This is a genomic window from Deinococcus sp., assembly GCF_025362455.1.
GTDB lineage: Bacteria > Deinococcota > Deinococci > Deinococcales > Deinococcaceae > Deinococcus.
Genome location: NZ_JANYGJ010000132.1, coordinates 1 through 4701 on the forward strand (window position 1 = coordinate 1; position 4701 = coordinate 4701).

Here is a 4701-nt window from a genome sequence, read left to right on the forward strand (position 1 = left end):
AGCGTGGCAGCAGCCCGGCTCACCTCCTCTGGCCCGCGTGAGACGGCCTCCATCTTCAGACTCATGTACGGATGGTCGCGCAGCAGGTCGGCGCTGCCTGCCCAGGGATCTGCTGCTGCGTAACTCAGGCGCCGCACCGGCCCCATCACCAGCGTTCCGGCGCACTGCGGGCAGGGCTCGACGGTGGTGAGCAGGGTGAGCGTCTGCGTTACCTCGTGGGGCAGTTCAGGGAGGGCGAGCAGCGCGTTGACCTCGGCATGGGCCAGGTCGTGCCCGCTGATGACGCCCTGCACCTGCCGTGCCTCACGGGTCCGGTTGCGACCCACCGCCAGGACGGCGCCCGCCGGGTCCACAATCGCCGCGCCCACCGGGATATTGCCGGTCTGGTACGCCTCCCAGCTCTGCGCCCAGGCCGCTTGCCAGCCGGGGGAGAGGTCGGCCCAGGTCACGCGGGCCGCCGGATGTGTGCGAGCACGCTCACAGCCACCCCCGTTCCCGCATGACCGCCAGCGCCGGAGCCAGTTGAAAGTCCTCGCACCAGGGCACCTGAGTCGGGTCAACCCAGCGCTGCTCGCGTCCCTCCGGGCTGGGCTCCAGATGCTCCAGCCGCGCCAGGAAGATCAGGCTCGTCTCCCCGTACTCCGGTGACGTGACCGCAAACGGCTCGCCTTCCACGACTACATGCGCCCCGGTTTCCTCCCAGGCTTCGCGTACCGCCGCCTGAGCCGCACTTTCGCCCGGCTCGATGCCCCCGCCCGGCAAGCTCCACCGCCCACCCCGCACCCCGATCATCAGCACCCGCCCCTGATGCACCACGCAGGCACATGCCCGCCCGGACCGGTTGCCCCGCCCCCCGCCAGGCGACAGATTCCCCGGCTCCCCTTCATCCCTCATCTGTTCCCACTCCCCACAAGCCACAGGCCACGAGCCGCGCGAAGCGCCTCACAACGCCCCCCGATTCTTCTCGATCAGATCGTCCAGCGCTTCTCGCAGCAAACTGGCCTCGGTGCGGCCCAGGGCGGCAGCGAGCTTGGACAGCCGTTCGAGCTGGCTTTTGGGGTAGTAGTTGCTCTTGAGGACCATCTTCGACTCGACATAAATACAGGCCCGGCCCCGGCCCTCGCGTTTGGCCCGCAGCAGCGCCTCGTCGGCGGCGCGTTGGAGGTCGAAACTGCTCTCGGCGTGCGCTGGGCGCCCGGCCAGGCCCACCGACAGGTTCAGCCCGCGCGGCCAGTCGGCGTCGCGGTTGATCTGAAAGTGCTTGATGATCTCGTCGAATAAGATCAGGGCCGTTTCGGCGGCGCTTTCCGGCAAGATCACGGCGTATTCGTCGCCGCCCAGCCGCGCCACGTGGCTACCCGCTGGCACGCTGCCAGACAGTAACCGCTCGACCTGGCGCAGCACCCGGTCCCCTTCGGCGTGGCCCAGCGTCTCGTTGAGCTGCATAAAGTGATCGAGGTCGATGAGCGCCAGCGTCAGCGGCACTTTGGCGAGCTTGTGCATGGTCTTTTCAAAGTCGGCGCGGCTGAGGATCGGCGGTCTGGCCATCGGTGTACCCCCGTGCTATATGCTGTGTTTAAACATATATATGTTGCGTGTAAGTGCTTGTCACCCCTATACACCTGTCTAGACGCCGCCCAGGCCGCAACTTGAGCGTTACTGACTCAGATTCTCGTATGGCCTGATTTGACATCTGCTGGAGGCCAGTGCTAAGGTTTGCCCTGTCGGATGGCGCTGGGAGGGCAAAAAGTGCGACTTGCACACAATGCTGAGATTGTGCTGAGCATTGGCCCCACCCAGGCATCACATCAATTCATGGAGGAACACATGCTGAAACCTTTAGGGGACCGAGTACTGGTTGAAATCGTCGAGGACGGCGAGCAGAAGACGGCAGGTGGCCTGTTCGTGCCGGATACCGCCAAGGAAAAGAGCCAGCGCGGCAAGGTCGTCGCCGTCGGCAGCGGCAAGACGCTCGACAACGGCACCAAAGTCGCCATCGAAGTCGGCGTGGGCGATACCGTCTACTTCGCCAAATACGGCGGCACCGAAGTCACGCTCGAGGGCAAGAACTACAGCATCCTCAACGAGCGCGATATCCTCGCTATTGTCTGATTTACCCCCTCTAACCTCACCCAAGGAGCCCCATCATGGCTAAACAACTCGTATTCGATGAACCCGCCCGCCGTGCCCTGGAACGTGGCGTCAACGCCGTCGCCAACGCTGTCAAAGTGACCCTCGGCCCCCGTGGCCGCAATGTGGTCATCGAGAAGAAGTTCGGCTCGCCCACCATTACCAAGGACGGCGTGACCGTCGCCAAGGAAATCGAGCTGGAAGACAAGCTGGAGAACATCGGCGCCCAGCTCCTCAAGGAAGTCGCCAGCAAGACCAACGACATCACGGGTGACGGCACCACCACCGCCACCGTGCTCGGCCAGGCCGTCGTCAAGGAGGGCCTGCGCAACGTCGCCGCCGGAGCCAACCCGTTGGCCCTCAAGCGCGGCATCGACAAGGCCGTGCTGATCGCCATCGAGGAGATCAAGAAGATGGCCGTGCCGGTCGAGGATTCCGAGGCCATCAAGAAGGTCGCGGGCATCAGCGCCAACGACGAGACGGTGGGCGAGGAAATCGCCAACGCCATGGACAAGGTGGGCAAGGAAGGCGTCATCACCATCGAGGAGTCCAAGGGCTTCGACACCGAAGTGGACGTCGTGGAGGGCATGCAGTTCGACAAGGGCTTCATCAACCCCTACTTCGTGACCAACGCCGAGAAGATGGAAGCCGTCCTCGAAGACGCCTACATCCTGATCGTCGAGAAGAAGATCACGGTGCTCAAGGACCTGCTGCCGGTGCTCGAAAAGGCCGTGCAGTCGGGCCGCCCGCTGCTGATTATCGCCGAGGACGTCGAGGGCGAGGCCCTGGCGACCCTGGTGCTCAACAAGCTGCGCGGCGCCCTGAACATCGCCGCCGTCAAGGCCCCCGGCTTCGGCGACCGCCGCAAGGAAATGCTGCGTGACATCGCCGCCGTCACGGGCGGACAGGTCATCACCGAGGACCTGGGCTACAAGCTGGAGAACACCACCCTGGAGATGCTGGGCCGCGCCAAGCGCATCCGCATCACCAAGGACGAGACCACCATCATCGACGGCTCCGGCGACCAGAGCGAGATCGAGGCCCGCGTCAACGCCATCAAGGGTGAGCTCGACAACACCGACAGCGACTACGCCAAGGAGAAGCTCCAGGAGCGCCTCGCCAAGCTGGCAGGCGGCGTGGCCGTCATCCGCGTCGGTGCCGCCACCGAGACCGAACTCAAAGAGAAGAAGCACCGCTACGAGGACGCCCTCTCCACCGCCCGCTCGGCTGTGGAAGAAGGCATCGTCTCCGGCGGCGGCACCACCCTGCTGCGGATCATTCCTGCCGTGCGCAAGGCTGCCGAGGGTCTGGTCGGCGACGAGGCCACCGGCGCCCGCATCCTGATCCGCGCCCTGGAGGAGCCTGCTCGCCAGATCGCCGTCAACGCCGGGTTTGAGGGCAGCGTCGTGGTGAACGCCGTTATCAACAGCGACAAGCCTCGCTACGGCTTCAACGCCGCCACGGGCGAGTTCGTGGACGACATGATCGCCGCTGGCATCGTGGACCCCGCCAAGGTGACCCGCACGGCGCTTCAGAACGCGGCCAGCATCGGCGCCCTGATCCTGACCACCGAGGCCATCGTGAGCGACAAGCCCGAAAAGCCCCAGGCGGGCGGTCAGGGTGGCGGCGGCATGGGCGGCGGCGACATGGGCGGCATGGACTTCTAAGCAAACCAGAATTGAACGAAGAAGCCGGGGCGTGATGCTCCGGCTTTTTTGTGGTCGAGAACATTGAATGTCGCCATCAAATCTCAACATCCTTTTGGTCAAGCGTGCGGCCTTGTGAAACGCTTTTTTGTAGATAAAAGTCTGTCGGGGCGATCAGCGCGGCAGCATCTGTTCGTGCAAGATACTTGACCAGATTGGCTTTGTATTCCTCTTCTGGCTGCTGCATCTCGTGAATATCAACTTCGGTCAGGTCGTCCACAAAAGTCAACTCGCCGTCTGTGCCAAGTGAGTACACGTCCAGATAGGACATCATCGGCCCACCGTCCTGCACGATGCTGGTCAACAGGAAAAGGGCGTCGTCGCGGGTAAGGAGCGGATCGCCGCCTTCATCGTCAACAACGGGCGTAGTCGCTACGCAATGCAATTTGATAAAGGCATCGATTTCGGCTTGCGTTTTCATATCTTACGATAAACGTTCGCCGCTGACCTTCGCCCACAGCGCGGCATCTTCGCTCTCCTGCCATTCCTCACCAGCCAGGCGGTACGCCTCCTCCAGTTCCCGGTCCTGCAACTGCTGGATAGCGTGCTGAAGCGCCTTGCTGCGGCTTTTCAGCTTGTGTGTCTGCTGGTAGTGATCCAGAAAGGCGAGTTGAGATTGGGGGAGGCTGACGCTGAACTTCATGCTTCAGGGTAGCGTATCTGATTAGCGATGCAGGGGTGGTCGCGGTTCGGGCCGTGGGCGAGTAGACTCAGGCATGACCGGCGACCTGACCCGCGATGACCTGCTGGCGATCATCCGTCGGCAAGCGGAGCAGTTCGAGCGACTGGAAGCCGAAAACAAAGCGCTCAGAGCTGAAATCGTGCGGCTGAACAAGCGCATCGAGGAATTGGAGCGCAAGGGCCG

The 4701-nt window shown here is 63.4% G+C and carries 7 protein-coding genes; 2 read left to right on the plus strand and 5 right to left on the minus strand.

The window, feature by feature from the left end; all coding sequences use genetic code 11:
* The 3 genes from Q0R23_RS10105 to Q0R23_RS10115 all read right to left on the minus strand — a co-directional run.
* Nucleotides 1–449 (minus strand): deaminase (locus Q0R23_RS10105; RefSeq protein WP_293912671.1); only part of this gene is annotated, 449 nt, incomplete at its 3' end.
* A gap of 28 nt (nucleotides 450–477) precedes the next feature.
* Nucleotides 478–894, minus strand: coding sequence for an NUDIX domain-containing protein (locus tag Q0R23_RS10110; protein WP_293912673.1), 417 nt, complete (start codon nucleotides 892–894; stop codon nucleotides 478–480).
* 48 nt (nucleotides 895–942) lie between these two features.
* Nucleotides 943–1548, minus strand: coding sequence for a GGDEF domain-containing protein (locus tag Q0R23_RS10115; RefSeq protein WP_293912675.1), 606 nt, complete (start codon nucleotides 1546–1548; stop codon nucleotides 943–945).
* 279 nt (nucleotides 1549–1827) lie between these two features.
* On the opposite strand from Q0R23_RS10115, the gene groES reads away from it, so the two are divergent.
* Nucleotides 1828–2112 carry a co-chaperone GroES gene (gene groES, locus Q0R23_RS10120; protein ID WP_293912677.1) on the plus strand — a complete coding sequence of 95 codons (285 nt, stop codon included), beginning with the start codon at nucleotides 1828–1830 and terminating at the stop codon, nucleotides 2110–2112.
* 35 nt (nucleotides 2113–2147) lie between these two features.
* A complete protein-coding gene (groL, locus tag Q0R23_RS10125; RefSeq protein WP_293912678.1) occupies nucleotides 2148–3797 on the plus strand; it encodes a chaperonin GroEL in 1650 nt (549 codons plus the stop codon).
* 76 nt (nucleotides 3798–3873) lie between these two features.
* Here the strand turns inward: groL and Q0R23_RS10130 are convergent, their stop codons facing one another.
* Both Q0R23_RS10130 and Q0R23_RS10135 read right to left on the minus strand, forming a co-directional pair.
* On the minus strand, nucleotides 3874–4257 hold the full coding sequence (locus Q0R23_RS10130; protein WP_293912679.1) for a hypothetical protein: 384 nt from the start codon (nucleotides 4255–4257) through the stop codon (nucleotides 3874–3876).
* Between the two features lie 3 nt (nucleotides 4258–4260).
* Nucleotides 4261–4479 (minus strand): ribbon-helix-helix domain-containing protein, encoded by a 219-nt coding sequence (locus Q0R23_RS10135; protein ID WP_293912680.1) that lies wholly within the window; start codon nucleotides 4477–4479, stop codon nucleotides 4261–4263.
* Between the last annotated feature and the right edge of the window lie 222 nt (nucleotides 4480–4701).